The sequence below is a fragment of the Pseudoflavonifractor hominis genome, assembly GCF_014288125.1.
Classification (GTDB): domain Bacteria; phylum Bacillota; class Clostridia; order Oscillospirales; family Oscillospiraceae; genus Pseudoflavonifractor_A; species Pseudoflavonifractor_A gallinarum.
On the sequence record NZ_JACOPR010000004.1, the window covers coordinates 24,883 to 49,228 of the forward strand.

Below are 24,346 nucleotides of genomic sequence, written 5' to 3' on the forward strand. Positions count from 1 at the left end.
TTGTATGGTATAAGGGTAGAGAAATCTGACTTCCCGGCGTTCCATGGTCCAACCAGCGGGGCCGCCCGGAAGCAAGGAGGAGCGTCTATGTTAGAGCAGTCCTATTTTGCCAAGGCCGACGAGCTCATTGCCCGCTACGGCAGGCAGCCAAGCGCGATCATTCCGGTCTTGGAGGACATTCAGGAAGCCTATCGCTATATTCCCCGTGAGCTTCTGACCTATGTGGCCGACGCGCTGGGGATCAAAGAATCCAAGGCATACAGTATCGCCACGTTCTACAAGAACTTTTCCTTTGAGCCCAAGGGAAAGTACGTCATCAAGGTCTGTGATGGGACCGCCTGCCACGTCCGGCACTCCGCGCCCATTCTGGCCGCTATGCAGAAGGAACTGGGCCTGAGCGCCCAGAAGCACACCACAGACGACATGCTCTTTACGGTGGAGACGGTCTCCTGCCTGGGCGCCTGCGGCCTGGCTCCCACGCTAACCGTCAACGACGAAGTACATCCCAAAATGACGCCCGAAAAAGCGGTGGCCCTGCTGCAGGAACTGAGAGGTGAAGCCCAATGAGGATGGAAGATCGCAATTCCCTTCTGGAGCGCCGGGAGACGGCCCAGCAGGCCCTGAGCGCCTATCGCTGCCGCATCCTGGTCTGTGCCGGCACCGGCTGTATCGCCTCCGGCTCCCAGGTCATCGCCGAGACCATGCGGAAGCTCTGTCAGGATCTGCCCAATGTGGAGGTGGAGTGCTGCGGACACGTGCCCCACATCGGCATCGCCAACACCGGCTGTCAGGGCATCTGTGAGCTGGGTCCCCTGGTGCGGATCGAGCCCTATCACTATCAGTACGTCAAGGTGAAGCCCGAGGACTGCGCCGAGATCGTGGAAAAGACCGTCTGCCGGGGCGAGCCGGTGGAGCGCCTCTTCTACGAGAGCCAGAACGGCAAGACCTGCCCCAAGCCCGAGGACATCCCCTTCATGGCGGGACAGACCCGGGTGGTGCTGGAGCACTGCGGCAACATCGACGCCGTCTCCCTGGACGAGTACATCGCCGTGGGCGGATACGACGCCCTGAGCAAGGCCCTCTTCGATATGACCCCCGATCAGGTCATCCAGGAGGTGGACCGCTCCGGCCTGCGGGGCCGCGGCGGCGGCGGCTTCCCCACCGGCACCAAGTGGAAGCAGGTGGCCGCCCACACGGAGGCCCCCGTCAAATACGTGGTCTGCAACGGCGACGAGGGCGATCCGGGTGCCTTCATGGACGGCTCGGTCATGGAGGGCGATCCCTATAAGCTCATTGAGGGCCTGACCATCGCAGGCTATGCGGTGGGGGCCACGGAGGGCTATATCTACGTCCGGGCCGAGTACCCCAACTCGGTCTCCCGCCTGCACTATGCCATTGCCCAGGCGGAGGAAGCCGGTCTGCTGGGTGAGAACATCCTGGGCAGCGGCGTCACCTTCCACCTCCATGTGAACCGGGGCGCCGGGGCCTTTGTCTGCGGCGAAGGCAGCGCTCTGACCGCCTCCATCGAGGGCAACCGGGGCATGCCCCGGACCAAGCCGCCCCGCACCGTGGACCACGGCCTCTGGGAGCAGCCCACCGTGCTCAACAACGTGGAGACCTACGCAAATGTCCCCAACATCGTCCTCCGGGGGGCTGACTGGTTCCGCACCATCGGCTCGGACAACAGCCCCGGCACCAAGACCTTCTCCATCACCGGCTCCATCGCCAACACCGGCCTGATCGAAGTGCCCATGGGCACCACCCTCCGGGAGATCATCTATGACATCGGCGGCGGCATCAAGGGCGGCGGCGATTTCAAGGCGGTCCAGATCGGCGGTCCCTCGGGCGGCTGCCTCACCCGGGAGCACCTGGACGTGGGCCTGGACTTCGACACGGTGAAAAAATACGACGCCATCGTGGGCTCCGGCGGCCTGGTGGTCATGGACGAGCACACCTGCATGGTGGAAGTGGCCCGCTTCTTCATGAGCTTCACCCAGCGGGAGAGCTGCGGAAAATGCTCCCCCTGCCGCATCGGCACCAAGCGGATGCTGGAGATTCTGGAGCGCATCGTGGCCGGAAAGGGTACGCTGGAGGACCTGGACAAGCTGGAGGAGATCGCCGAGTTCGTCCGCAAGAATTCCCTCTGCGGCCTGGGCAAGAGCGCACCCCTGCCCGTCATCAGTACCCTCAAGCGCTTCCGCAAAGAGTATGAAGAGCACATCGTGGACCACAAGTGTGCCGCCCACGTCTGCGAGGCCCTCAAGCAATACAAGGTAGACCCGGACAAGTGCATCGGCTGCACCAAGTGCGCCCGCAACTGTCCGGTGGAGGCCATTTCCGGTACGGTCAAACAGCCCCACGCCATCGACCCGGACAAGTGCATCAAATGCGGCACCTGTCTGTCCGGCTGTCCGGTGGGTGCGATCTACGTGGATTAAGGGAGGAAATCACTGCTATGAGTTTGCTGCACGTTACCATCGACGGCATCCCCGTCGAGGTAGAAAAGGGCACGACCATCCTGGAGGCGGCCGAGCGGGTCGGGGTCAAGATCCCCACCCTCTGCCACATCAAGGGTCTCATGCCCGACGGCTCCTGCCGGATCTGTACGGTGGAGATCCAGAACCGGGGCCGGTCCAAAATGGACACCGCCTGTTCCGCCCACTGCTCCGAGGGGGATGCCATCCTGACCCGGAGCGAGGCCGTGGTGAAAGCCCGGCGGGGCATTCTGGACATGCTCCTCTCCAACCACCCCACCAACTGTTTCTCCTGCCCCTCCAACGGCGAGTGCAAGCTTCAGGACCTGTGCTATGAGTACGGAGTGAAGGAGACCTCCTGCCCCGGCGAGATGAGCAACCGTCCTGTGGACGACTCCAACCCCTTCTTTACCTACGACCCCAACCTGTGCATCCTGTGCCACCGGTGCGTCAACACCTGCCACAAGATCGTGGGCTGCGGCGCCATCGACACCATGGAGCGCGGCTTTGAGTCGGTCATCAGCCCGGCCTTCGGCATGCCCTGGCGGGAGAGCAACTGTGAGTCCTGCGGCAACTGCGTGGCCGCCTGTCCCACCGGCGCTCTCACCTCCAAGCGCAAGCAGAACTACCGCCCCTGGCAGGTGGAGAAGAAAGTGCTCACCACCTGTCCCCACTGCGCGGTGGGCTGTCAGTACTATCTGATGGTCAAGGACAACAAGGTCGTGGGCGTGGAGGCCGCGGACGGCCCCTCCAACCACAACACCCTCTGCGTCAAGGGCCGCTACGGCTCCTATGACTTCATCCACTCCAACGGACGTCTGACCGATCCCCTCATCAAGGATCGCTCCACCGGAGAATTCCGCAAAGCCTCCTGGGAGGAGGCGCTGGACCTGGTGGCCTCCAAGTTCCAGGCCATCAAGCGGGAGTACGGCAACGGCGCGCTGGCCGGCTTTGCCTGTTCCCGCTCCACCAACGAAGACATCTACATGCTTCAGAAGATGGTGCGCACTTGTTTCGGTAATCACAATACCGACAACTGCGCACGTGTGTGACACGCCCCCACAGTTGCCGGTCTGGCAACCACTTTGGGGTCCGGCGCGATGACCAACACCATCGCCGATGTGACCCGTGAGTCCGACGTGATTCTGCTCGTCGGCTCCAATCCCGAGGAGGCTCACCCCGTCTTCGGTATGCAGATCCGCCAGGCGCTTCAGCGCGGCGCCAAGCTGATCGTCGTCGATCCCCGCAACATCGGTCTGTCCAAGCAGGCCGCCGTCCATCTAAAACTCAAGCCCGGCACCAACGTGGCCTTCGCCAACGGAATGATGCACGTCATTCTGGAGGAGGGCCTGGAGGACCGGTCCTTCATCGAGTCGCGCACCGAGGGCTTCGAGGCCCTGCGGGATCTGGTCAAGGACTACACCCCCGAGCGGGTGGCCGAGATCTGCCACATCGATCCCGAGGATCTGCGCACCGCTGCCCGGCTCTACGCCAAGGCTGACCGTGCCCCCATCCTCTACTGCCTGGGCGTGACCGAGCACTCCAGCGGCACTGAGGGCGTAATGTCCCTGTCCAACCTGGCCATGCTGGTGGGCAAGCTGGGCCGCCCCGGCTGCGGCGTCAATCCCATCCGCGGACAGAACAACGTCCAGGGCGCCTGCGACATGGGCGCCTCCCCCACCGACTTCCCCGGCTATCAGAAGGTGACCAACCCCGAGGTGCGGGCCAAATTCGAGCAGGCCTGGGGGGTCTCCCTCCCCGCCGAGCCGGGCATGTTCGCCACCGACTGCTTCCCCGCCATGCTGGAGGGGACCATCCGTGGCCTGTTCATCTTCGGTGAGGACCCCATGCGCACCGATCCCGACACCAACCACGTCCGCCGCGCCCTGAGTGCGCTGGACTTCCTGGTGGTGGATGAGCTCTTCCTCACCGAGACCGCCAAGCTGGCCGACGTGGTCCTGCCCGGCATCAGCTACGCCGAGAAGGAAGGCACCTTCACCAACACCGAGCGGCGGGTCCAGCGGGTCCGCAAGGCGGTTCCCAGCCCGGGGAATGCCAAGCCCGACACCTGGATCTTCACCGAGCTCATGAACCGGATGGGATATCCCCAGCCCCACCTCACCCCCGCTCAGATCATGGAGGAGATTTCCTCCCTCACGCCCAGCTACGGCGGCATCAGCCACGCCCGGCTGGACAGCGAGGAGCTCCACGGCCAGGGTCTCCAGTGGCCCTGCCCCTCGCCGGAGCATCCCGGCACCCCCATCCTCCACGTGGGACAGTTCAGCCGCGGACGGGGCCTCTTCGCCCCCTACGCCTACGTCCCCTCCATGGAGCTGCCCGATGAGAGCTATCCCTTCCTCCTGATGACGGGACGCATCCTCTACCACTACAACGCCTGTGCCATGACGGACAAGACGCCCGAGATCGTGGAGATCGCCGGCGGCTCCTTCCTGGAGCTCAACGACCAGGACGCCGCGCGCCTGGGCATCGCCGACGGCGACACCATCCGGGTCTCCTCCCGCCGGGGTACCATCGAGACCACGGCCCGGGTCAGCGGCAAGACCTCCCCGGGCGAGTGCTGGATGCCCTTCCACTACCTGGAGGGGAACTGCAACTGGCTGACCAACGCGGCGCTGGACCGTATCGCGCGGGCCCCCGAGTACAAGGTCTGCGCCATCCAGATCACAAAGGCATAACCACCAACCCACCCTGGGGATACAGGCCACCGCATGCACTCGCTGACGCTCGTACACTTGTGGCCTGAGCAGAGTGTTTTCCGACGTACACGCCGCCGGAAAACACGATTTGACTCTCTTCCGCCGTCTGCGGACGGCGGAACTCTGCGAGGCTCTTGCAGCACCGATCGCAGCAGTACACCTTTTGACCGTCTGTGGGTGGCCACGGGAGTTCCCATGGCCGCCCCTTTTTTCTACGAGGATTTTGTATGACTGACGCTCTCTCTGTTTTGTGCGACGTGGTCCACATCTCCCGCTCCACCGACACCCCCGGACAGGACGAGGTGGTGGTCGAGCATCCCCTCCGGGTGGAGATCGACGGGACCGACTCCCTCCTGCTCTCCTGTTCCCCCGCCCACCTGGAGGAGCTGGTGACCGGGAACCTCTTCTGCCGGAGATATCTGTCGTCGGCCGGGGAGCTGCATACCCTCTCCTTCTCCCCTGACCGGCACACCGCCTATGTGACGCGTACCCCCGCGGCCGTGCCCTCAGCCCCGGACCGTCCGGAGGACATCCGCCTGCCCGCCTCGGCGGCCTACGCCATCATGGGACGGAACCTGAGTGCCTCCGCTCTCTTCCAGCGCACCGGCGGGGTACACTGCGTGTCCCTCTCCCTCCCGGACGGTTCTCTCATCTCCCGGGAGGATCTGGCCCGCCACAACGCCGTGGACAAGATCATCGGGCACGCCCTGCTCCACCATGTTTCCCTGTGCCGCTGTGTTCTGGCGGTCAGCGGGCGGCTCTCCGCCGATATGATGGAAAAGGCCGCCCGGGCCGCCATCCCCATCGTGCTCTCCAAGGGGGCCCCCACCGACCGGGCCATCCAGCTGGCCCGTGCCCACGGGATCACTCTGGCGGGCTTCATCCGCGGGGAGCGGATGAACCTCTACGCCTGCCCAGAGCGCATCGATCCCGCCCGTTAGCACCGCTTTCTCCCCCGATTCATAGGATGGGCTAAAAGGAGGTCTGTTCCTATGCCCATCATTTATCTCTCCCCCTCCACCCAGGAGAACAACCTGTATGTCACCGGGGGCACCGAAGAGGAGTGGATGAACCGTCTGGCCGACGCTATGGTCCCCTACCTCTCGGCCAGCGGCATCCGCTATGTCCGCAATACGCCGGATATGACCGCCCTCTCCTCCATTCGCGCTTCCAACGCCGGGACCTATGACCTGCACCTGGCCCTCCACTCCAACGCGGCGCCGGAGGGGCGCTATGGACAGGTCCGGGGTGTGCTGGTCTTTTACTTCCCCGGCAGCATCCAGGGCCAGGAGGCCGCCAATCTGATTGCCGATAACCTGAAGACGGTCTACCCCCTCCCCAACAAGGTCCGGGCGGAGCCCACCACCTCCATCGGCGAGGTGCGGCGGGTCCGGGCCCCCTCTGTATTTCTGGAGCTTGGATATCACGACAACCCCGACGACGCGGCTTGGGTCAAGGGCAATCTGGACGCCATCGCCCGCAGCATCGTGCTGGCTCTGACCGAGTACTTCTCCCTCCCCTTCCTGGAGCCACAGCCCCCCAGACCGGCGGTGGTGGATGTGAACTGGGGCTATCTCAACATCCGGGACCGCCCGGACACCGCCTCCTCCGTCCTGGCCAAGGCCTACGACGGCGCGCCTCTCACCGTTCTGGGGCAGTGGCAGGACTGGTATTCCGTCCGGTTTGACGGGATGGTGGGATGGGCCAGTTCCGATTTCATTACATTGGTCTGATTGACGTTCACAGAAAGTTCATATACCGTTTGCAAACTGTCCATCCATTTCCCGCGCAAAGCTGGTATGATATCCTCGTCAGGAAGCAAATGACACAGAAAAAACTCCTCCTCTCTCTTCCCTCTCTTTTCTATTCACACTGTCCTGCGGCGGGGAGCAGCGGTTCCCCGCCGCAGGGGCAGACCATCTCAGCGGGCACGTCGGAGTACGTGCTTTTTCTTTTTTTATTTTTTTGCAAAAAAGGCTTGTATTTTTCCAAATGATGTGCTAATATAATTGAGCTGTCAGCGATAAGTAATCGCGAAACGGTATGCGGCTGTAGCTCAGCTGGATAGAGTGTTTGGCTACGAACCAAAAGGTCGGGGGTTCGAATCCCTTCAGCCGTACCAAAAGAGAGATGTGACGTGAGTCATGTCTCTCTTTTGTTTTATCCTCCGTTCCCTGCCCACACGTTGCTCTTTCCAAGTATCCCCTGTATAATAGAACAAGCGGCCCTCTCCAGGGCCGCTCCCAAGCGGATATCACCTTCTCTGTTAGAAAGGATCTGGAACTGATGGATCATATCTCCTCTGTATTTTCCTTTTTGGATGCAGGCGTCAGCCCCTGGCACGCGGCGGCGGAATCCGTCCGCCGCCTGGAGGAGGCGGGTTTTCTCCGGCTGGAGGAATCCGCTCCCTGGGCCCTCGCGCCGGGCGGCTCCTACTATGTCACCCGAAACGGCTCGGCCGTGCTGGCCTTCCGGCTCCCCGTCCAGCCCATCCGCGGCTGGCGCCTTGCCCTCTCCCACAGCGACGCCCCCACCTGGCGGGTCAAGAACACCTGTGTGGAGCAGGCCGGGTACACCAAGCTGGAGACCGAGGGCTACGGCGGTATGCTGATGGGCACCTGGCTGGACCGTCCCCTCACCCTGGCCGGACGGGTGGTGGTCCGCACAGCGGAGGGCCTGGCCAGCCGCCTGGTCTATCTGGACCGGGATCTCCTCACCATCCCCAGCGTCGCCATCCACTTTGATCGGGGCGTCAACGACGGGCGCAAATGGGATCCCCAGGTGGATCTCCAGCCCCTTTACGGCGAGGCCGGCTGTCTGGCCCTGCTGGAGCTGATCGCTCAAGAGGCCGGCGTCGCGCCCGCCGACATCCTGACCTGGGATCTCTGCCTGGCCGTGCGGCAGAAGGCCACCCGGATCGGACCGGACGGGGCCTTTTTCATGAGTCCCCGGATCGATGATCTGGAGTGCGCCGCCACCACCCTTCTGGGTTTCCTGGGGAGTGAGCCCCAGCCCGCTGTTGCCGGTGTGTGGGGCATGCTGGACAACGAGGAGGTGGGCTCCTCCAGCCGCCAGGGCGCGGAGGGGACCTTCCTGTCCGACACCCTTCACCGCATCCTGCACTGTCTGGGACAGGATGCCCAGGACGCCTGGCAGATCGCCGCCAACTCCCTCATCCTCTCGGCGGACAACGGACACGCCATCCACCCCAATCATCCGGAAAAGTCCGATCCCCAGAATGCGCCCCGCATGAACGGCGGCGTGGTCATCAAGGTCAACGCCTCCCAGAAATATACCACGGACGCCGTCAGCGCCGCCCTCTTTGAGCAGATCTGCCGGGAGGCCCAGATCCCCGTCCAGCGCTTTGCCAACCGGGCCGATATGCCCGGCGGCTCCACCCTGGGCAATCTCCAGGGCCACAGCGTCTCCTCCCCCATGCTGGACATCGGCCTGGCCCAGCTGGCCATGCACTCCGCCGTGGAGACGGCCGGCACCAAGGATATCGCCCACATGACCGCCGCGGTCCGTGCCTTCTACCAGCGTCCCTTTACCTGCTGTGGGGACGGCCTCTACTCCCTCTGAGCAGGCCGTGACGCTCCATCCATACGAGGCAAATCCATGAAACACGAGTCTATTACCATCCTGCGGTATATCTCCATCTTGCAGCGCAATACCAACCGGTATTTTGATCTCACCCTGGAGCCCAATCAAATCGGCAGCGGGCAGCAGTTTTTTCTCCTGCGCATCGCGGAGCACGAGGGCATTACCATGTATGACCTGGCCAAGCTGGGGCATTTCGACAAGGGCACGGTCACCAAGGCCGTGCAGAAGCTCAGTGAGCAGGGCTATGTCTATCTGGAGCCCGACCCCCACGACCGGCGGGTACGCCATCTGTATGTCACAGAGCAGGCCCGTCCCCTGATCGAACGGGTCTACCGTCTGCGGGACCACTGGACCGACTCCCTGACCCGGGAACTCCCCCCCGAGACCCAGGAGCAGCTGCTCCACACCCTGCAAATCCTGGCCGAGCGCTCCTGCCAGACTTTGGAGGAGATGCAGTCCTCCGCCCCATAAACGAATTCCCCCTGCCGCTTGACTGCGGCAGGGGGAATCTTTTATGCGTTCTCTTGGAGATAAGCAGGCCTTACACCACGTCCAGGTAGGCCTTGGCCAGCTCCACCAGGTCCTGCAGGTTGACTGCGCCGTCCTGGTTGACGTCCGCCTTCTGGGCCTCGGTCCAGTTGGCATCGCCCTCCTTGGCCTGGTAGTAGTCCTGAGCCGCCGCGATGTCGTTGAGATCCAGATCGCCGTCGCCGTCCACATCGAACAGGTCGCTCACCGCCGTGTGTACTGCGGACGCAGCCTCATCCACCTGAGCCTGAACGCCGTCGTTGACCAGAACATTGCGCAGGGTGACCTGCACCTCCCCGCTCTGCTCCGTGGTGCGGACATACAGCTCCAGCATCTCCTTCAGCTCCGCCATGGCCTCCGCATCGGACAGGCCGTAGCTGAGAACCACGTCATACCGGACGCCATCCTCCAGAGCGGTCTTCTTCTGGCCCAGCAGCTGGAAGCCCTCGGCGGCCTCCAGGGCCTGGGTGTCGGTGAACATGCCCTGTCCCTGGATGTCAAAGGTCAGATGCACGGTCTTGAGCCCGGTCACATCGCCGTTGAGTGCGAAGGTGTAGGACACGCGGGCGTTCTGGCCCGCCTTCTCCGGGCCGCTGACCGAGACGGTCACAGCGGTCTCCTCGGGCTCTTCCACGGGGGTCACGGCGGCCTCATAGGCCTTCTGCACGTCTTCCGCCGTCATCGTGCCGGTGTACACCCGGGCCAGCGCGATCTCACAGTTTGCCTGGTACTCCAGCTCGCCGCCGGAGGTGGTGTCGCCGCCCAGGAAGAGGTAGTGAGGGGGCTCCTTCATGCTGCCGGAGGCGGGAACGGAGTCCTTCAGCTCGCCGTTGAGATAGATCTTGACGTTCTCTCCGTCATAGGTACCCACGATGTGGTTCCATTCATTGGCCGCCACATCCACCTCGGGGGTCTTGTAGCTGCCGCCGATATGGGACCAGAACTGAAGGGTGTTGGTGCCGCCCTTCTGCTCGAAGCAGAAGCCGGAGACCTGCGTATTGCCCATGGGGTTGTTGTTCTTGTTGTCCAGAGGCTTGTAGAAGAGCTCCACCGTGTAGTTCTTGGTGAGCTTGGCGTAGTCCTCGCTGGTCATGGAGTAGCGCAGGCCGTCGTTCTGGCCGTCGAACACAGCCACGGTGCGGTTGAGCTCCTCATCCACGCGGTAGGAGGGCTCGCCAAACACGGTCTGGGTGTGGCCGGCGGCATCGGCGCCATTGTCCTTTTCTGCAAAGTCCACGTCAAAGATAGCCTCGGCGGGATAGGTGGGCACATAACCAGCGCCGGTGGTCACGTCCTCCTCGGCCACGATGGGATTGCTGATGGCATCAAAGGAGGTCACCGCCTCCACCTGGATAGAATAGGTGGTGTTGCCATTCAGATCGGTGATCTTCACGGACATCTCGCTCTGGCGGTCCTCTTTATAGTAGTCGGAAAACACCTTGCGGACCACCTTGCTCTGATCGGCGGTGTTGGTCAGCGTGATCCAGTACTCATGGATCATGTCTGCATTGTCCCCGGTCGCCTCCGCGGCAGTGGGGAAATGCACCACCATGGAGTCGCCGGTCACATCGCTGACGGTCACCACAGACCCCTCCGCAAAGGAGGGCGCCGCGGAAGACGTGCGCTCCTCGGTGTAGGGACGCTCACCATCGTTTCCGCCGTCAAAGACCCAGGGCTCAGACTCGTACATATACGTCCCTTCGGTCAGGTCCATCCGGTAGATCTCCACCGTGCCGTCTTCCATCACATCCACCCGCAGGGCCTGCGAGGAGTAATCCGCATCGTAGGGATAGGTAGAGGCCTGCCCGGTGACCGGGTCCACCTTGCCGCTCTCATTTTCAAAATAGGCGCCGATGGTGCTGTCCTGAATGGCGGTATAGCCGTCATCCTGATAGATGGAGCGGGCGTCCTCCAGCGTGGAGTGGGAGTGGCCGGAGATGTGGATCACCTGGGGATACTGCTCAAAGAGCTGGGTCAGGTCCCGGTCCGTGCCCTCTCCGTAGTTGCCGTACCACTCGTTGGTCACATATGCGGTATCGCGGATGCCGTGGTGGCCCATGACGATGACCGGCTCATCGGGATCGGCCTGCTCCAGCGCCGCCTTGACCATGTCATAGTCTCCGGTGTAATTGCTTCCGCCCACCGGCGTCATCTTGATGACGGTGATCCCGCCCAGGTCCAGCACTTCGCTGGACTCCTGCCCGGTCTTGGACTCAAAGCGGTCAATGCCCCCGCCCATGTCGTGGTTGCCCATGGAGAGAACGACTTTTCCGGCCGCGCCCAGGTCGCTCTCGTTGATGATGCTCATGAGCCGGTCATACTGCGCCTCCGAGCCGCTGTCGGTCAGGTCGCCCACAAAGAGCACTCCGTCGGCCTGGGGGTCTACCTGATAAAACACATCCAGCGCATTGGCGACCTTCTCATCCGCGCCGCCCCGGCCGATGTGCGTATCGCTGCCCACAAAAAAGCGCGCGGCGACGCCCTCTCTTCCGGCCTCCTGCCAGCCGTCCACCGCGGGGGCCTCCCAGGCCATCGCCGCAGGCATCGTGCCGATCAGCAAAGTCGCAGCCAGCATACCAGAAAAATTGCGTTTCCAGTGCATGTCTCTATCCATCCCTTTTTATAGATTACCGCTCCAACCGGGAGATCTCGCCCGTGGCTCGGTCCATCTACTATTCTAAAAACTCCGTGTAAACTGTACAACGCATCTTATGCAAAACACCTGTAAAATCAGCGCCGTGGCGCATATTCCGCCGCAGAATTGCATTCCCCCGCATTTTATGTCGTTTGTCCAGCTTTTCCGCTTAGTTTTCTTCTATTTTTCAGAATGGCAATTTCGATCGCACTGTAAATAAAAGGCATGGTTTGAAAACAGAGCTGGAACTGGGTGCAGCTTCTGATTCACTCCGCTTTACATGGGACTTTCCGCCCGGAACAAATCACCAAAATACAGCAAGGGACACCGGTCAGCAGACCGATGCCCCTTATAAACGTTTTGGCTAAACGAACATTTTAAAATTCCCAGGTACAAAAAGAAACACCAGCCGATTGGCTGGTGTTTCTTTGGAGGCGCCACCCAGAATCGAACTGGGGAATAAAGCTTTTGCAGAGCTCTGCCTTACCGCTTGGCTATGGCGCCATATGGAGAACAGTGTAACTGTTCTCTTTTGTATGTACTTTCGTACATGGAGCAGGTGACGAGGCTCGAACTCGCTACCTCCACCTTGGCAAGGTGGCGCTCTACCAGATGAGCTACACCTGCATCGTGCAGACCCTTTCGGGACCCTCTGAGATACGATATGTATCTCAGAGGGTTTTGGTGCCTCCGGCCGGAATCGAACCAGCGACACGGGGATTTTCAGTCCCCTGCTCTACCAACTGAGCTACAGAGGCATATGGCGACGCGGAAGGGACTTGAACCCTCGACCTCCGGCGTGACAGGCCGGCGTTCTAACCAACTGAACTACCGCGCCATACTGGTGGGAACAACAGGGCTCGAACCTGTGACATCATGCTTGTAAGGCATGCGCTCTCCCAGCTGAGCTATGCTCCCTCATTCATTCTCTTTCACTGTCGTGCCTCACACGACGGATGTTATTATAGCAGGCTTTCCCCGAGATGTCAACCACTTTTTTCATATTTTTTTAAGGCCTTTTTACAGGCCGCCGGGCCGGGTAAAAATCCCGTCCGGCGGCCTGTCCGGTCAGATCTCAGAGAGCAGTTTCTCCAGGTCCTCCCGGCTGTAATGATAGACCGCATCGCAGAACTGGCAGGTGAGCTCCGCACTCCCCTGCTCCTCCAGCAGGGCGGTCAGCTCCTCCCGCCCCATGCTGATCAGGGCGCGGCTGACCCGCTCCCGGCTGCAATAGCAGCGGTACTCCACCGGAGACTCCTCCAGGACCTCCAGCTCGAAATCGCTCAGGACCCGGCGGACCAGCTCCAGCGCGGAGATGCCCTCCTTCAGCGCCGTGGTGACCGGCCCCACCGCATGGACGCCCCGCTCGATCTTGCTGATGACCTCGTCATCCGCGCCGGGCAGGAGCTGGATCAGATATCCGCCCGCGCACAGCACGCTCTGGTCGGTGTCCACCAGCACGCCCAAGGCGCAGGCCGAGGGGATCTGCTCGCTCTCCGCGAAATAGGCGGTGATGTCGTCCGCGATCTCCCCCGACAGCAGGCCGATGCTGCCCACATAGGGCTCTTTCAGGCCGATATCCTTGATGACGGTCAGCGTGCCGTCCACGCCCACCGCCTGGCCCACGTCCAGCTTGCCCGGGACCTTCTCCATCAGCTCCACTTCACCGTTCTGGACATAGCCACGGACATTTCCCTCGCTGTCCGACGTGACCGTGATGGAGCCCAGCGGTCCGCCGCCCTTGATCTGCAAGGTGACGGTGCCATGCTCCTCCTTAAGCTGATTGCCCATCATGGAGCAGCCCATCAGCGCCCGGCCCAGGGCAGCGGTCGCCACCGGCAGGGTCTTATGGATCTGTCGGGAGCGCTCCACCAGGTCCCGCGCTGAAATGGCACTGGCCTTGATCGGTGCATCTTTGGCCAGCACCCGTACAATTTGATCTGACATATTCCTTATAATTCCTTTCGTGCCACAAAGAAGATCCGCTCTTCCCCTGCCCGGGGCCGGCGCATGATCCGCTCTCCATAGCGTGTGATCTTCCGGAACCCGGCGGCACGGAGCATCTCCTCCAGCTCGTCGGGCTCATAGGCATATTCCTCGTGGAGCTCTTCGCCCCGCTCCCAGAGGCCGTCCTCCGTCCGGCAGAAGAGATCCATGGCGTAGGTGCAGATCCTTCTCCGCTTGGAGTACTCCGCCCGCCAGACGCAGTAGGTGTCCTCCGTCTCGTCCAGAAAGACCTGTCCGTCCAGTCCACGCAGCTTCTCGGGCGTGTTGATGTCAAAGATGAACATGCCCCCCGGCATCAGGAAGAGATGGACCCGCTCAAAGGCCTTGCGCAGCAGCGCCGGACGGGTGACATAGTTCACGCTGTCCAGGCAGCACACGCAGGCGTCGATGGTCCCGTAGAGGTCCAGCCGGTCCATGGACTGATGGAGGAAAATGGGCCGCTCGGCCACTTCCTGCTCCACGCCCTTTTCATTGGCCTGGGCCAGCATCTCCTCCGAGAGATCCACGCCGATCATCTCATAGCCCCGGCGGGCAAGCTCCCAGGTGAGACTGCCCGTGCCGCAGGCCAGATCCAATACCGTATGGATCCCGATCCCGGCACGGGCAAAATGCTTCTCCAGATAGTCAGCCCACTGGGCGTATTTCACATCGGTGGTCAGCTCGTCATAGCACCCGGCCAAAAACTCATAGCTGGCCATTGGCTTTCAGCTTCTCCTTGACGCGGGGAAGAACAGTCTGATAGCCGTCCGCGCCATACTGGAGCGAGCGGTTCACACGGCTGATGGTGGCGCTGCTGGCGCCGGTGCGCTCCAGAATGTCGTTGTAGATCATTCCATCGCTGAGAAGCAGCGCCACTTCAAAGCGCTGCTCCATGGCGCGCAGCTCCGCCATGGTGCACAGGTCGGAGAAGAACTTTTTGCATTCATCCAGATCCTTGAGAGACAAAATGGTCTCATAAAGCAGGTCTCCCTGCTCCTTTTTCATGTTTTTAGGCAAAACGGTTACCTCCCGCTTTTTTAAGCTTGCCCCGTACCGGATCGGCTCAACAACAGGGCCATATGTATTTTACCAAAGTGAATCGGCAAAGTAAACAGGTTTTCCGATTTTTTTCACAGAAACACCTTTTAACATCTCCTCCCATATACTGCGTACAGAGTTTGTTTGAATGAGAAAAGGGGGCCTGACCCATGACTTCCATATCCATCCACGGCGGACAGATCCCCATACAGCCCAGCCGCTTTGTGCAGCAGCTGAAGCTGAATGGCGCGCCCGTCCTGCGCATCTCCTGCTGTCTGCCCCGCCTGGTGAGCGACAGCCGGGGCGCGCGCAGGATCAACCGCTACTACCGCCAGCTCTCCGACGCCTGGCGAAGCCGCTGGACCGGCGTCCTCTATACCCGGGCCTGCGCCGCCCAGAAGGCCGCCCTGGCGGAGGGAGCCTCCTTTTCCCCGTGGGAGGCCACATTGGACTATACCCTCACCCTGCAAACCCCGGAGGTTCTCAGTCTGACCTGGCAGGTGGAGGAGAAGCGGTCCGGGGTCCAACGCGCCCAGCAGCACGGGGATACCTGGTCCCTCCTGGATGGGTCCCCCCTTCCCCTGCGCGGCTTCCTGCCAGGGGGACGCCGCTGGAAGCATCGGCTGCTGGAAGAGATTTCGAACCAAATGGCCGCCCGGACCGCCTCGGGTGAGCCCTTCCGCCCCGATTCCGCAGCCATGCTGCGCCGGTATTTTCAGCCGGAGCAGTTCTTTCTTACCTCGGAAGGAGTGACCGTCTGGTTCGCACCGGACACCCTCGCGGCCCCCTCGGCCGGCGCCCCGCGCTTTTCCTTTTCTGCTGCTGTCACGAAAAAATAAGGTGATTTTTTCGACTTTTACGCCTTGTCATCCCAGAAAAAACGCGATATAATATCACCGCTGTTTTGGGGACAACATCCGCAGGCAGCGACGTTTGCGCGCGGGAAAAGGCCAATGCGCGAATCCCCGCGGCAGGAGGCTCATTATGGTCAAAGCAATTGTTGGCGCAAACTGGGGCGACGAGGGTAAGGGAAAAATCACCGACCTCTTTGCCGAAAAGTCCGACGTGGTCATCCGCTTTCAGGGCGGTGCCAACGCCGGCCACACCATCATCTGCGACTACGGTAAATTCGCCCTGCATCAGCTCCCCTCGGGCGTCTTTTACCCCCACACCACCAACATCATCGGAAACGGCGTGGCGCTGAATGTCCCCGCGTTTCTCAAGGAGCTCAAGACCCTGGAGGACGGCGGCGTCCCCGCTCCCCACGTGATCGTGGATCAGCGCACCCAGCTGCTCATGTCCTACCACATTCTGCTGGACACCTATGAGGAGGAGCGCCTGGCCGGAAAGGCCTTTGGCTCCACCAAGTCCGGTATTGCTCCCTTCTACTCGGACAAATATGCCAAGATCGGCATTCAGGTGGCCGATCTCTACGACGAGGCCCGCCTGAAGGAGCAGCTGGAGCACATCTGCACCCTGAAAAACGTGCTCATGGAGCACCTCTATCACAAGCCCCTCCTGGATCCCAACGCCCTCTTTGAAGAGCTGATGGGCTATCGGGATGGCCTCAAGCCCTATGTGGGCGACGCGGTGACCTATGTCCACCAGGCCCTGGCCGAGGGCAAGGAGATCCTGCTGGAGGGCCAGCTGGGCTCCATGAAGGACCCCAACCTGGGCATCTGCCCCATGACCACCTCCTCCCACACCCTGGCCGGCTTCGGCACAGTGGGCGGCGCGGTGCCTCCCACGGCCATCCGCGACGTGGTGGTGGTCACCAAGGCCTACTCCTCCTCCGTGGGCGCGGGCGCTTTCGTCAGCGAGATCTTCGGCGAGGAGGCCGAGGAGATGCGCCGCCGGGGCGGCGATGCCGGCGAGTACGGCGCCACCACCGGCCGTCCCCGCCGGGTGGGCTGGTTTGACGCCGTGGCCACCAAGTACGGCTGCATGGTCCAGGGTGCCACCCAGGTGGTCCTGACCGCCATCGACTGCCTGGGCTACCTGGATGAGATCAAGGTCTGCACCGGCTATGAGATCGACGGCAAGGTCACCACGGATTTCCCCGTGCCCGCTCTGCTGGAGAAGGCTAAGCCCGTGTACGAGACTCTGCCCGGCTGGAAGTGCGACATGCGGGGCATCACCGATTACAGCCAGTTCCCCCAGGCCGCCAAGGACTATGTGGACTTCCTGGAGCGCCACATCGGCTACCCCATCTCCATCGTCTCCACCGGCCCCAAGCGCCACGAGATCGCCCTGCGCAAGTAATCAAAACGCGAGGATCAAAAAGGCAGACAGCCACAGGCTGTCTGCCTTTTTATGCGTGTCGAAAAACTTCGACACGCTTCTCAAAAATGCAAGCATTTTTTCGAGGGGATACAGCCCCCTGCGTCGCACGCGCAAAGCGCGCACGCTTGTGGGCTGAGAAGTGTTTTTTCCGAGGCACATGTCCTCGGAAAAAACGGATTTGGACCTTCTTTTGCCGCCTGCGGGCGGCAAAACTCTGCCGAGGGCTTTTTCGATGACCGTTACAGCCAGCTGTCCTCAATCTCATGCTTTTTGGCTCGGGTCATCAGCTCGGTAATGACTTTACGGGGATCCTTCCCCTCATAGAGAACGGAGTAGGCCGCCTCGGTAATGGGCATCTCCACCCCCATCTTCTCGGCCAGCTCCTTTCCGGTGGCGGTGGCGTAGTAGCCCTCCACCACCGCGCCGATCTGCTGAATGGCCTCCTGCACCGGGACGCCCTGCCCGATCAGAATGCCGCAGCGGCGGTTGCGGGAGTGCATGGAGGTACAGGTGACGATCAGGTCGCCCACGCCGGTGAGGCCCGCAAAGGTCTCCTTCCGGCCGCCCATGGCCACGCCCAGGCGGGCGATCTCGGTAAGTCCCCGGGTCATCAGGGCCGCCTTGGTGTTGTCGCCGAAGCCCATGCCGTCGCAGCAGCCGGCGCACAGGGCGATGATGTTCTTGAGGGCGGCGCCCAGCTCCACGCCCACGATGTCGGGAGAGGTATAGACCCGGAAGCGCTCGTTCATGAAGAGATCCTGCACCAGCTCGGCGGCCTTCTGGTTCCGGGAGGCGGATACCACCGCCGTGGGCACCTTCCGCCCCACCTCCTCCGCGTGGGAGGGACCGCACAGAGCCACCACCGGATGGTCCGGCCCCAGCTCCTGCTCGATGGCGTCGGTGAGAGTCAGGGAGGTGTCCTTCTCAATGCCCTTGGAGACCGATACCACCACGGTTCCGGGGTCCAGGACGCCCTTCAGGCTCCGGGCGGTGGTCCGCACCGCAAAGGACGGGGTGGCAAGAACCACCATGGCGCATCCGCGGACGCAGTTCAGGTCGCTGGTCAGCGCCAGCTCCCGGGGCAGAGGCACGCCCTTGAGCATGGGATTCTCACCTGTCTCCCGCAGGACCCGGGACTCGGCCTCCTGATAGGACCAGAGCGTGACCTCATTTCCGTTTTCCAGCAGCACCATGGCCAGAGCCGTGCCCCAGCCGCCGCTGCCCAATACCGCCGTCTTCATTGGGACCCCTCCTTCTTTTTATGCAGGCTGAATTTGGACTCATTTCCCTGGATCAGACGCTGGATGTTCCCCCGGTGCTTCCAGAGGATCAGGCCGCCGATCAGCGCGGCCAGCAGGGTGAGCGCCACACTGTGGTACACAAACCAGGTGGCGAAGGGGAAGCTGGCCCCCGCCCAGCAGGAGCCCAGGGACACATACTTGGTGAGGATGGCCAGGATCAGGAATCCCCCCCAGACCACCAGCGCGATGCGCCAGTCCATCATGATGGCGATGGCGCCGCCGGAGAGGATGCCCTTTCCCCCTTTGAACCCAAACATACAGGGGAACATGTGTCCCAGCAGGCACCACAGGCCCGCCCAGTACTTGGCCCCCACCGACAGGCCCGGCCAGCCCACCAGCCACACGGCGAAGAGGGCCAGGCAGATGGCCACGATGGCCTTCACCACATCGGAGAGGATGACCACCAGCGTCAGCTTTCCGCCAAAGACCCGGTGGAAATTGGTCAGGCCCGCGTTGCCGCTGCCGTGATTTCGCACGTCGTTGTGCAGGATATACTTGGACACGATGATCGCTCCGTTGGAGCAGCCCAGGAAGTAGGAGAACACCGCGATGACCACCGCCAGAACGGCCAGCAGGATGGGGTTGGGCAAAGCGTTCATGGCCCAGTCCGGCCCGCCGTTGACCAGCGCGCGAAAGGAGTCCAGCATCCCTTACCCCTCCTTGTCGCTCTTCTGCCGGATGGTGAGACGCACGGGCGTTCCCTCCAGGCCGAACGTGTTGCGGATCTGGTTCTCCAGATAGCGCTGGTAGGAGAAGTGGAAGAGCTTTGCGTCGTTGCAGAAGCAGACAAAGTGGGGCGGACGCACCCCCACCTGGGTCATATAGAAGACCTTCAGACGGCGGCCCTTGTCGCTGGGGGGCTGCACCCGGGCGGTAGCGTCGGCCAGGAGGGTGTTGAGCATACCGGTGGTGATGCGCATGGCCGCCTGGTCGTTGACATAGTTGATGAGCTCAAAGAGGCGGGGGACCCGCTGGCCGGTCAGGGCCGAGATAAAGAGGATGGGCGCGTAGGGCATGTAGGAGAGATCCCGGCGGACCTCCTCCCGCATATGGTCCATGGTCTTGTCGTCCTTCTCCACGGCGTCCCACTTGTTGACCACGATGATGCAGGCCTTGCCCGCCTCGTGGGCCAGACCCGCCACCTTGGTGTCCTGCTCGGTGACGCCCTCGTTGGCGTCGATCAGGATGAGGCACACGTCGCTGCGCTCAATGGCCATGGTGGCCCGCAGGACGGAGAACTTCTCGATGGGATCGTCCACCTTGGACTTCTTCCGCATACCGGCGGTGTCGATGAGCAGGTACTTGCCCTTGTCATTCTCAAAGTAGCTGTCCACCGCGTCCCGGGTGGTGCCCGCCATGTTGGAGACGATGACCCGCTGCTCCCCCAGGATGCGGTTCACCAGGCTGGATTTGCCCACGTTGGGCTTGCCGATGATGGCCACCTTGATGACGTCGTCGTCCAGCTCCTCTTCCTCCTCGGGGGGGAAGTACTCAAAGCAGGCGTCCAGCAGATCGCCGGTCCCGTGGCCGTGGACGGCCGAGACCGGGATGGGATCGCCCAGACCCAGGTTGTAGAACTCATAGATGTCCGGGTTGGTGTGGCCCACCTGGTCCATCTTGTTGATGGCCAGGACCACCGGCTTGCCCGACTTCAGGAGCATCTTGGCCACCTCGTGGTCGGAGGCGGTGAGTCCGGTCTTGATGTCGCACACGAAGATGATGACCGTGGCGTTCTGGATGGCGATCTCCGCCTGGGCGCGCATGAAGGCCAGGATCTCATTGTCGGTGCCCGGCTCGATACCGCCGGTGTCCACGATATTGAATTTGCGGTTGCGCCACTCACACTCGGCGTACAGCCGGTCCCGGGTGACGCCGGGGGTATCCTCCACAATGGACAGCCGCTGTCCGCACAGCTTATTGAACAGCATGGACTTGCCCACGTTGGGCCGGCCCACGATGGCGACTAACGGTTTCATTTCGGCTCACACTCCTCTTCCGTCCGCCGTCTGCGCGGCGGGTTATAGCGGTAATAGTCTTCCGTATCGGTCGGGAAGGCATCCCCCTCCCCGTCGGTTTCCTCATAGGCGTCGTCCCAGGAGTCCTCGTCTTCCTCGTCCTCGCAGGAGACCCACTCCACGGCGCCGCCGTCGTCCCAGTCCACGTCAAAGAGAGCATCCAGCAGCGCGCCGCCGTCCTGCTCCACGGGGACCACCGTCACGTGCAGGGCCTCCTCCACCGCCTCGATGGTGGTGTCGTCCAGGAACACGTTCTCCTCATGGCGGAGCATGTTCACCGGGATGAGCAGCCGCTCTCCCAGGGTCCGGTCCCGGAGCTGTTCGATCAGGTCCCGTCCGGTCACCAGTCCGGCCACATTGATATTCTCTCCAAAGAAGTGGTTTACGATGGGGACCACCTGGCCCTGGAGGCCGGGGCATTTCCCGCAGGCCTCCTCCACCAGTTTCTCAATGGTGGGGGCGGCCGCCAGTCCGGTGGCGATGGTAAAGGAGGAGGGCTCCTCGTCCCCCTCCACGCTGAGAAGGGCGGCACGGAACTCACTCTCCAGCAGGCGCAGCATGCCCACGCCGTTTTCCAGCTGGACAAAGCGCTCAAAACTCTCCTCGTCGGGGAGGGGACGGCCCGCCTTCAGATAGAACTCGTCGGAGCACCAGACCATCCGGGTCCCCCGCTCGGCCAGAGAGCGGGCGGCAAAGGCCTCCACCTGGTCAATGACCGCGGCCGCGCCCTCGGGCGTATAGGGCTCCAGCTGACACAGGCCCTCCCGGAACTTGGTCAGGCCAACCGGCACCACTGCCACGCTGTTCACGCCCGGCCAGAGGGCGGAGAGCTCCTCCATGGTCTGCTGGAGGGCAGGGCCGTCATTGATGCCCGGGCAGGCCACTACCTGACAGTTCATGGTGATGCCCGCCCCGGCAAAGCGCCGCATGATGTCCAGACACTCCCCGGCCCGGCGGTTTTTCAGCAGCTGCCGGCGCAGCTCCGGGTCGGTGGCGTGGACCGAGATGTTGATGGGGCTGACCCGCAGGTCGATGATGCGCTGGATCTCCCGCTCGGACAGGTTGGTCAGCGTGATATAATTCCCCATCAGGAAGGAGAGCCGGGCGTCGTCATCCTTAAAATACAGCGTCTCGCGCATGTTGGGGGGCATCTGGTCCACAAAGCAGAAGATACAGTTGTTGGCGCAGGAGCGGGCCTTATCCATCAGATAGGTCTCAAAATTGAGCCCCAGATCCTCGCCCACGTTCTTCTCCAGGGAGACCGTCCGCTCCGTTCCGTCCGCCGCCCGGAGCACCAGCTCCAGGCTGGGGTCATAGGTATAGAATTTGTAGTCCAGCACATCCACGATGGCGTGTCCGTTTACCTGCGTGACCGTCTCACCCGGGCGCAGGCCCGCCCGGTGGGCCGGACTGCCCGGATCGATGCTCTGGATCTTTGTCAGGCTCATAGCGCTCCCTCACTCTCCCCCGCCGCCGGACCGCCCAGCGGCCCAACGGTGAAGGGGACATATATAGATACATTGTAATACAGACCCGGAAAAGCCGCAAGTACTCTCTGGTGTGATCTTCCATTTCCGGGCAAAAAGAAAGAGGGGACACTTCCCCTCTCCTCTTTTCAGGCTATTTACTTCGCCTCGGCCACAGCCTCGGTCTTGCCGAACTCATGGCCGTTGTAGCTCAGGCAGGACTTGCACATCCGATGCGGGAGCCGGAACGCACCGCACTTGGGGCAGGTGGTGATGCCGGGGGTCTCCAGCTTCCAAACGGAGCTACGGCGCTTGTTACGGCGCTGCTTGGACACTTTACTCTTAGGGACTGCCATTTATGACACCTCCTTAGGTCAATGCCCTGGCCGGGCAATATTTCTCAGTCATCAGACTCTTTATCCAACAGCTGTGCGAGGACAGCAAAACGTGGATCAACTTCAGCCCTGCACTGGCAGGGGCCGTCGTTCAGATTGGCGCCGCACTTGGGGCACAGCCCCTTGCACTCCTCCGAACAGACGTGCTTGGGTTCCATTGCGAGGACCAGATCGGTGGTGAAGACCTCTTCCAGGTCCAGCTCTCCGCCGTCCAGCAGCAGGATGTCATCGTTCTCCTCATCCTCCAGCGTCTCAGCCAGCAGATGCTCCACCGGGAGGACCAGTTCCTCCGAGAAGGGCTTGAGGCAGCGGTCACAGACCACTTCCAGCGTGGTATGGGCCTCCCCCTCCAGCACCAGAGCCCCGGCCTGATTGCGGACCTGGCCGGAGACCTCCACCGGATGGGCGAAGGGCTTGCTTCCGAAAAAGTCCAGCTCAGAGAGCTCCAATTGGAAGGAGAAGGGCACGCTGGCGCCCGGCTGATGGATGATGTCGCGGAGATTCAGTCGCATGGCACACCTCTCACAATGTCACAGCAGACATTATAACGAATACTACGGATATTGTCAAATACTTTTTCGCAAAAAATCCGTATTTTTTCATAGGACGGTAAGCTGTACTACTTTACGCCCGCCGTCCCGTATATCATAGCACATTCTTTTGGGAGAATGCAACCCCCAAAGGTGTACGAAGAACCTTTGCGCTCAGGGGGATTTTATGCTATACTCGTACCAATTGCAAGACCACCGGGCCCCTCTCCGGCCCGCTACTGTGAGGATCACCTATGAAAGAGTTTACCATCGGCAAGAATGACGCGGGTCAGCGGCTGGACCGCTGGCTGGCCAAAACCCTTCCCCTCCTCCCCGCGCCCCTGGCCCAGAAGTACATCCGCCTCAAGCGGGTGAAGGTCAACGGAAAGGGCTCCAAGCGGGATGTCCGTCTCCAGGTGGGGGATCTCCTTCAACTATATATCAATGACGAGTTCTTTGACGCCCCCACGCCGGAGAATGCCTTTCTCTCGGTGTTCAAGCCCCATCTGGACCTGGTCTATGAGGACGAAAACCTTCTTCTGGTCAACAAGCGTCCCGGCCTGGTGGTCCACCCGGATGAGCATGAGCGGGTCAACACCCTCATCACCCACATCCAGGCCTACCTTTATCAAAAGAAGGAGTGGAGCCCCTATTGGGAAAACTCCTTCGCCCCCGCCCTGTGCAACCGCATTGACCGGAACACCGGCGGCATCGTCATTGCCGCCAAAAACGCCGAGACCCTGCGCATCATGAACCAGAAGATCAAGGACCGGGAGCTCTCCAAGTACTATCTGGCCATTATCCACGGCAGGATGAACCCGCCCAGCGGCAAGCTGGAGGGATTTATCCTCAAGGACGAGAGCAAGAAGCAGGTCCGGGTCTTTGACCACCCCATCCCGGGCGGAAAGACGGCCGCCACGGTCTACAAGACATTAAAGGTGAAGGGAGGGCTCTCCCTGGTGGAGTGCGACCTGCTCACCGGCCGGACCCACCAGATCCGCGCCCAGTTCGCCGCCGCTGGCCACCCCCTCCTGGGGGACGGCAAGTACGGCCGGGAGCGGGACAACAAGCAGTACGGGCGCTCCTTCCAGGCTCTCTACTCCTACCGGCTCTCCTTTGACTTCACCACCGACGGGGGGCTTCTGGAGTATCTCAACGGCCGCTCCTTCCAGGTGGAGCACGTGGACTTTGTGGACGAGTACTTTGGAGACAAGTGAACACACTTTATCCATTCTGTTCCACCAGCTTCCGCCCCAGGTAAAGACTCTGAAAAAAATGTCGATTCATATTGACATTTCCCACAGAAACAGATATAGTTGTCTCGACACAAAGGGGCGTACCCATTCGCCGTATGGGTACGCCTCTATTTCGACTG

20 protein-coding genes and 6 tRNA genes are annotated in these 24,346 nt (G+C 61.8%); 11 read left to right on the forward strand and 15 right to left on the reverse strand.

Going from position 1 to position 24,346, the window contains the following annotated elements; all coding sequences use genetic code 11:
• Positions 1-87 precede the first annotated feature (87 nt).
• The 8 genes from H8S34_RS07890 (at position 88) to H8S34_RS07925 (ending at position 9,265) form a co-directional block, all read left to right on the forward strand.
• Positions 88-567: an NADH-quinone oxidoreductase subunit NuoE family protein gene (locus H8S34_RS07890; RefSeq protein WP_186963624.1), complete on the forward strand. Its 480-nt coding sequence runs from the start codon at positions 88-90 to the stop codon at positions 565-567.
• Positions 564-2,438: an NADH-ubiquinone oxidoreductase-F iron-sulfur binding region domain-containing protein gene (locus H8S34_RS07895; RefSeq protein WP_101692955.1), complete on the forward strand. Its 1,875-nt coding sequence runs from the start codon at positions 564-566 to the stop codon at positions 2,436-2,438. Before H8S34_RS07890 ends, H8S34_RS07895 begins: the two co-directional genes overlap by 4 nt.
• 17 nt (positions 2,439-2,455) lie before the next feature.
• Positions 2,456-5,170 (forward strand): formate dehydrogenase subunit alpha, encoded by a 2,715-nt coding sequence (gene fdhF, locus H8S34_RS07900; protein ID WP_207724930.1) that lies wholly within the window; start codon positions 2,456-2,458, stop codon positions 5,168-5,170.
• A gap of 248 nt (positions 5,171-5,418) precedes the next feature.
• Positions 5,419-6,132, forward strand: coding sequence for a formate dehydrogenase accessory sulfurtransferase FdhD (locus H8S34_RS07905; RefSeq protein WP_186963625.1), 714 nt, complete (start codon positions 5,419-5,421; stop codon positions 6,130-6,132).
• A gap of 51 nt (positions 6,133-6,183) precedes the next feature.
• Positions 6,184-6,924 (forward strand): N-acetylmuramoyl-L-alanine amidase, encoded by a 741-nt coding sequence (locus H8S34_RS07910; protein ID WP_186963627.1) that lies wholly within the window; start codon positions 6,184-6,186, stop codon positions 6,922-6,924.
• A 312-nt stretch (positions 6,925-7,236) separates the two neighbouring features.
• Positions 7,237-7,313 (forward strand) — tRNA-Arg (locus tag H8S34_RS07915).
• 164 nt (positions 7,314-7,477) lie between these two features.
• Positions 7,478-8,773, forward strand: coding sequence for a M18 family aminopeptidase (locus tag H8S34_RS07920; RefSeq protein WP_186963629.1), 1,296 nt, complete (start codon positions 7,478-7,480; stop codon positions 8,771-8,773).
• Positions 8,774-8,809: 36 nt separating this feature from the next.
• A complete protein-coding gene (locus H8S34_RS07925; protein WP_186963631.1) occupies positions 8,810-9,265 on the forward strand; it encodes a MarR family winged helix-turn-helix transcriptional regulator in 456 nt (151 codons plus the stop codon).
• A gap of 70 nt (positions 9,266-9,335) precedes the next feature.
• Here the strand turns inward: H8S34_RS07925 and H8S34_RS07930 are convergent, their stop codons facing one another.
• The 9 genes from H8S34_RS07930 to H8S34_RS07970 all read right to left on the reverse strand — a co-directional run bounded on the left by H8S34_RS07930 (position 9,336) and on the right by H8S34_RS07970 (position 14,960).
• The gene (locus H8S34_RS07930; protein ID WP_186963633.1) at positions 9,336-11,897 is read right to left on the reverse strand and encodes a LamG-like jellyroll fold domain-containing protein; all 2,562 of its coding nucleotides are present in this window, start codon (positions 11,895-11,897) and stop codon (positions 9,336-9,338) included.
• A 489-nt stretch (positions 11,898-12,386) separates the two neighbouring features.
• Positions 12,387-12,461 (reverse strand) — tRNA-Cys (locus H8S34_RS07935).
• 47 nt (positions 12,462-12,508) lie between these two features.
• Positions 12,509-12,584: transfer RNA gene (locus H8S34_RS07940), tRNA-Gly, on the reverse strand.
• Between the two features lie 55 nt (positions 12,585-12,639).
• A tRNA-Phe gene (locus H8S34_RS07945) sits at positions 12,640-12,715 on the reverse strand.
• A gap of 3 nt (positions 12,716-12,718) precedes the next feature.
• Positions 12,719-12,795: transfer RNA gene (locus H8S34_RS07950), tRNA-Asp, on the reverse strand.
• 4 nt (positions 12,796-12,799) lie between these two features.
• Positions 12,800-12,875, reverse strand: a tRNA-Val gene (locus tag H8S34_RS07955).
• Positions 12,876-13,025: 150 nt separating this feature from the next.
• Positions 13,026-13,904, reverse strand: coding sequence for an Hsp33 family molecular chaperone HslO (hslO, locus tag H8S34_RS07960; RefSeq protein ID WP_186963635.1), 879 nt, complete (start codon positions 13,902-13,904; stop codon positions 13,026-13,028).
• A 5-nt stretch (positions 13,905-13,909) separates the two neighbouring features.
• On the reverse strand, positions 13,910-14,662 hold the full coding sequence (locus H8S34_RS07965) for a class I SAM-dependent DNA methyltransferase (RefSeq protein WP_101692947.1): 753 nt from the start codon (positions 14,660-14,662) through the stop codon (positions 13,910-13,912).
• Positions 14,649-14,960, reverse strand: coding sequence for a YerC/YecD family TrpR-related protein (locus H8S34_RS07970; protein WP_101692946.1), 312 nt, complete (start codon positions 14,958-14,960; stop codon positions 14,649-14,651). Before H8S34_RS07970 ends, H8S34_RS07965 begins: the two co-directional genes overlap by 14 nt.
• A 191-nt stretch (positions 14,961-15,151) precedes the next feature.
• On the opposite strand from H8S34_RS07970, the gene H8S34_RS07975 reads away from it, so the two are divergent.
• Positions 15,152-15,820, forward strand: a complete 669-nt coding sequence (locus H8S34_RS07975; protein WP_186963636.1) for an RsiV family protein — start codon at positions 15,152-15,154, stop codon at positions 15,818-15,820.
• 145 nt (positions 15,821-15,965) lie between these two features.
• Complete coding sequence (locus tag H8S34_RS07980) at positions 15,966-17,243, forward strand: adenylosuccinate synthase (RefSeq protein ID WP_101692944.1); 1,278 nt, start codon at positions 15,966-15,968, stop codon at positions 17,241-17,243.
• A gap of 260 nt (positions 17,244-17,503) precedes the next feature.
• Here the strand turns inward: H8S34_RS07980 and H8S34_RS07985 are convergent, their stop codons facing one another.
• The 6 genes from H8S34_RS07985 to H8S34_RS08010 form a co-directional block, all read right to left on the reverse strand.
• Positions 17,504-18,505: an NAD(P)H-dependent glycerol-3-phosphate dehydrogenase gene (locus H8S34_RS07985; RefSeq protein ID WP_101692943.1), complete on the reverse strand. Its 1,002-nt coding sequence runs from the start codon at positions 18,503-18,505 to the stop codon at positions 17,504-17,506.
• Positions 18,502-19,212, reverse strand: coding sequence for a glycerol-3-phosphate acyltransferase (locus H8S34_RS07990; protein WP_101692942.1), 711 nt, complete (start codon positions 19,210-19,212; stop codon positions 18,502-18,504). Before H8S34_RS07990 ends, H8S34_RS07985 begins: the two co-directional genes overlap by 4 nt.
• A 3-nt stretch (positions 19,213-19,215) precedes the next feature.
• Complete coding sequence (der, locus tag H8S34_RS07995; protein ID WP_101692941.1) at positions 19,216-20,541, reverse strand: ribosome biogenesis GTPase Der; 1,326 nt, start codon at positions 20,539-20,541, stop codon at positions 19,216-19,218.
• Entirely contained in the window at positions 20,538-22,028 is a 1,491-nt protein-coding gene (locus H8S34_RS08000; protein ID WP_186963639.1) for a DUF512 domain-containing protein, read from the reverse strand. Before H8S34_RS08000 ends, der begins: the two co-directional genes overlap by 4 nt.
• 176 nt (positions 22,029-22,204) lie before the next feature.
• The gene (gene rpmF / locus H8S34_RS08005) at positions 22,205-22,402 is read right to left on the reverse strand and encodes a 50S ribosomal protein L32 (protein ID WP_101692939.1); all 198 of its coding nucleotides are present in this window, start codon (positions 22,400-22,402) and stop codon (positions 22,205-22,207) included.
• Positions 22,403-22,446: 44 nt separating this feature from the next.
• On the reverse strand, positions 22,447-22,953 hold the full coding sequence (locus tag H8S34_RS08010; protein ID WP_101692938.1) for a YceD family protein: 507 nt from the start codon (positions 22,951-22,953) through the stop codon (positions 22,447-22,449).
• 272 nt (positions 22,954-23,225) lie between these two features.
• Between H8S34_RS08010 and H8S34_RS08015 the strand changes: the two genes are divergently transcribed.
• A complete protein-coding gene (locus H8S34_RS08015) occupies positions 23,226-24,188 on the forward strand; it encodes an RluA family pseudouridine synthase (protein WP_101692937.1) in 963 nt (320 codons plus the stop codon).
• Positions 24,189-24,346: the final 158 nt, after the last annotated feature.